Raw genomic sequence first — 4002 nt, forward strand, 5'->3', positions numbered from 1 at the left:
ATATTAAGAAGCTCCTTATTCCATTTAACAGTTTTATAAAGTAAGAAAATAAATAGAAAATGAATAACGATTACCATAATTGAGGCAAAGCTATAATACTTTGGGTTAAATATGGATAAAGACCATTCCTTCTCAACGAAAAAAGTTATGGTGGTTATTAACACCTTGATAGTTTCTGGTAACAATGTAATTACCATTGTTAATGAAGAAATCAGTAAAGGTCTAATACAATGTTTTAAAATTTTTGTTAATTCTTCATATTGTCCTGATGAGTTTTCTGGGTAATCTGGAATACCTTGGTCTATTATACTTTCAATCTGAGATTCATAGCTAATGTATAAGGCTGCCAAAATACCACAAATAATGCTTAATGCTGATAATGAATCACCCAATTTTAATTAAACCCCCTGATGTTGACCTAGTTCTTCCGCTTCAGTAACCCCTAGTTTTTCACATAATGCTCTATAAGAGGCTACACTAACTATATATTTTGAATATGTTCCTTTTTTTTGAGTAATTTGAGGGAGATTACCGTCAATGTTACCCAGTAATTGGTTCAGTTCAGAAACGATACTTTTATTCCTTACGTCAATTGTATATTCACTAGTTCTTCCGCCACTAGATTGAACATCTTGTGCATTTTGCACCACTTTGATTAAAGTATTATTAATTGCATCATGTAATTCATATTGATACTTTGATAAAACTGAACGTATTAAAGAGCGACTTTGAGATGCTGTTAATTGGAAAAGACTACTTACAAGTTCTTCATTAGCTATACCGTTTTCTAATGCTCTTTTAATAATTAGGAATAAACGGTACTCTTGAAAATCTGACCCTCTAGTAAAGACTTTTTGTCCTAAAAACATTCGGTAATACTCTTCAAATGATGCTTTACCAAAATCGGATAGAATTTCCTCAAAAGTCCTTTGTGGGTCAATATCGCTAAGTATATTTCTAAGTAAACGTTCGTCTTCTTCCGACAATTCAAAGTCGAAATTTACAGTAAATGTCGCCAAAATATATCCCTCCTGATTGAAAATTCAGTAATATTAAATAATATTTTATCATATATGGTAAAATTTTCTTATACAATATGTAACAATTATTAAAATTTCTATCGCCTTTCTTGAGGAACTTAAAATTACTATGGAGATAATCGGAAAATGAAAGTGGGTTTAATATGTAAAATCTATCAAACTAAAGGATTGATGAAAATGAAAGAGGTTCAATTTCATGAAATATTAATCGCATATCCAAACCTAATTGAAGATGGGTGTGTATTTTTACAAAGTGAGGTTAACTTGAATGGGAAACGGTGTGACCTTTTATTTTTGGATAGAAACAAGAGGAAACTGTATGTGAGGTCAAGCTGATAGTCAATGATAGTGCTGTAGGTCAATTGATTCGATACGATGGACTCGCAAATAATCCAGATGCCCGCTTTATGTTAGTTGGACTTTCTTTTGTAGCTGGACTAAAGGTCGGACTAAAAAAACATGGATACGAATACAAGGAAATTAATCTCGATAAGGTTAAGGGGAAAACGGATAACGTAACTTTGTATAAAAAGAAAGTCCTCAGAAATAAGTCTAAGTTTGAAAGTATTGACCAATTGGTTCAAACGTTTATTCCAAGGGAACAGAAATTTGCTAATGAAATTTTTGAATACGCTTACGGTTTAGAAGGTGTTTATTATTATCTGTCTGACGGTATTATGATGAGGCGGGCAACAAGACGTTTTAAGTTTTTATCAATTTCAACAAAAGGAAATAGAGTCCTATTCCATGTCCCAACAAAGATAAGAGATACAGTTTTTAATAGGTTTAAGGATAAAATAAAGATTTATCTTCCTATAAATCCAAGAGATAAAAATCAGATTGACATAGAGCTAAAAGACATTTGTTCTTTGGATAGTGTTAAGGAGTTAATAAAGCTTGCCTACGATGAACGTGAATAAGGGGATAAGCAACAGGTTCTAAATGCATTAGACTTGCTTAAGAATCATACATACAAAGAAGTTGAATCATTGACGGGATTGTTACAAGACTATTTTTTTGTTGTTCCCAGATGTTATAGAAAATGATAGCTGCTTTTTTTACTAAGAGGGATTTAACACTGTTTTGTAGAATATTGTCAATAGCTGTATTGAGAAGGAAGTGTTTCCCATTAATCTATTATCACATTTTGAAATACAAAAAGAACAGTTTGTTATTATGAAAATAAAACCAGATGAATTAGAAAACTTTCTGGAAAAACTACCACTTCATTTTAGAAAGTGCTATATAACTGATGAAGATTTAATAAATAGTGTTAATGAGTTGAGTTTACATTACAGCGATTTACTAAAGGATTATTATTTGCCTAATCCTGGTAATGTAATGTCAGGGGAGTTTGGGGAGATACTATCATATTTTATTCTTAATGAATACTATTTACCTATATTACTAAATGGACCAAGAAAATGGTTATGGAAAGATGATAGAAATCAAGCGGTTCAAAAAACAGATGTAATGTTATTCCACAAAGAGGACTCACCTTCTAAAAAAGATTTATTGGTATCGGCAGAAATTAAAGCTAAGGCTACAAAAAATAAACAATATGACCCAGTATATAATGCAGTTGAGGGAGCATATGACGATTATTTAAGAAGACTAGGAGTTTCGTTGAATTGGTTAAAAGCAAAATATGTTAAGGCAAGGAATCTTAGCGAGATTAAAGACTTAGAAAGGTTTCTTGACCCAGTTACATATGGTGAATACACAAAACATTTTAAAGCAATAGTTGTAATAGATACAGAATTAATTGAAGCTGAATTGGTTAGAGAAAGAGAACTTAAAGAATTTAATGCTGACTTTGAAATTATCTTTATTTCTATAAATAACTTGAAATCAGCATATGAGAGTACATATGAGAAAATTCTAGTGTCAGGTAGTGATATATTTTGATAAGTGAAAGATTAAGACATTGGATTGCCCAGTCTGAATCCTGGCATACTTTTATGGATTTTCGCCTTCCTATTGAGAATATTGCTAATTACCCATTTCTAAAAAGAAAAGATGACTTTTATATTACTTTGTTTAGCAAAATGATGGACCTAATGGAAGAAGACTTAGTAGTTGTAGATAAAAAAATGGACATCTTAGCTTTGGCAAAAGGATTGGAAATATATTCTCTTAAAGAAACTTCTGGAGAGTTTCAAGGAATTAATTTTGCAAAAAACATGTTAGTTGTTAGTGCACTGTACTATTTGGCAGGTTATTCTGCATCTGCATTTATTCTTGCAAAGTTATTTTCTTCGGAAAATTATGAAGGTGAACTTGAACAGTTTTTATCACAGTTCTTAAGAAGAGAATTGGATAATGAAAATAGATACTCCATAATGCTAGGTGACTTTCTTAGCAGCGGAGAAAAAAACAATATAATTGCTTTATATAATGATATTTCGGAAGATGTAGATTATTATCTTCAAAATAATCCAGATGAATATATTACATCTAGAATAATAAAGACTCTTTTAGAGGATTTTATGGAAAATAATATATGGGAAGATATTTCAAAAAATATCGATGGTTCAAGTCAAGAATTTTCAAGTTATGTTTTGTTAGGTTTTAAGAAGAGTCCACCAGTTTGGAGTTTCTTTCCCTCACAAAAAAAAGCATTACAGAAGGGGATTTTAAAAAACAGAAACAAGGGTTTTTCTCTTCAAATGCCAACAAGTGCTGGTAAAACCGCCATATGTGAATTAATAATATATGAACATTTTTTGAGGAATTCTGAAAGTAAAATATTATTCTTAGCACCGTTTAGAGCCTTGGCTTCAGAGTTGAAAAGCGGGTTTAATAGAAGACTATCTAGTTTAGGTATTAAGACAAAATCAATATATGGTGGAAATATTCCGACACAGAGCGAGAAAGAAGCAATTAAAAATGTTAACTTACTAATTGCAACTCCAGAAAAATTTATGGCAATTGAGAGTGTTTTACCAGATATATATAATCA

5 protein-coding genes and 1 pseudogene are annotated in these 4002 nt (G+C 30.9%); 4 read left to right on the plus strand and 2 right to left on the minus strand.

The window, feature by feature from the left end; all coding sequences use genetic code 11:
- Both CN514_RS22070 and CN514_RS22075 read right to left on the minus strand, forming a co-directional pair.
- On the minus strand, positions 1–392 hold a 392-nt coding region (locus tag CN514_RS22070), incomplete at its 3' end, for a hypothetical protein (protein WP_141529481.1).
- Between the two features lie 6 nt (positions 393–398).
- On the minus strand, positions 399–1019 hold the full coding sequence (locus tag CN514_RS22075) for a hypothetical protein (protein ID WP_098234419.1): 621 nt from the start codon (positions 1017–1019) through the stop codon (positions 399–401).
- A gap of 428 nt (positions 1020–1447) precedes the next feature.
- On the opposite strand from CN514_RS22075, the gene CN514_RS22080 reads away from it, so the two are divergent.
- The 4 genes and pseudogenes from CN514_RS22080 to CN514_RS22090 all read left to right on the plus strand — a co-directional run.
- A complete protein-coding gene (locus CN514_RS22080) occupies positions 1448–1960 on the plus strand; it encodes a hypothetical protein (protein WP_286141795.1) in 513 nt (170 codons plus the stop codon).
- 24 nt (positions 1961–1984) lie between these two features.
- Positions 1985–2086: pseudogene (locus tag CN514_RS26940) on the plus strand (hypothetical protein); the annotation flags it as partial.
- 73 nt (positions 2087–2159) lie between these two features.
- The gene (locus CN514_RS22085) at positions 2160–2948 is read left to right on the plus strand and encodes a Hachiman antiphage defense system protein HamA (RefSeq protein WP_483295030.1); all 789 of its coding nucleotides are present in this window, start codon (positions 2160–2162) and stop codon (positions 2946–2948) included.
- Between the two features lie 152 nt (positions 2949–3100).
- Positions 3101–4002: DEAD/DEAH box helicase (locus CN514_RS22090; protein WP_176526032.1), on the plus strand; the 902-nt coding region annotated here is incomplete at its 3' end.

This window comes from Bacillus sp. AFS001701 (assembly GCF_002559405.1).
Classification (GTDB): Bacteria; Bacillota; Bacilli; order Bacillales; family Bacillaceae_G; genus Gottfriedia.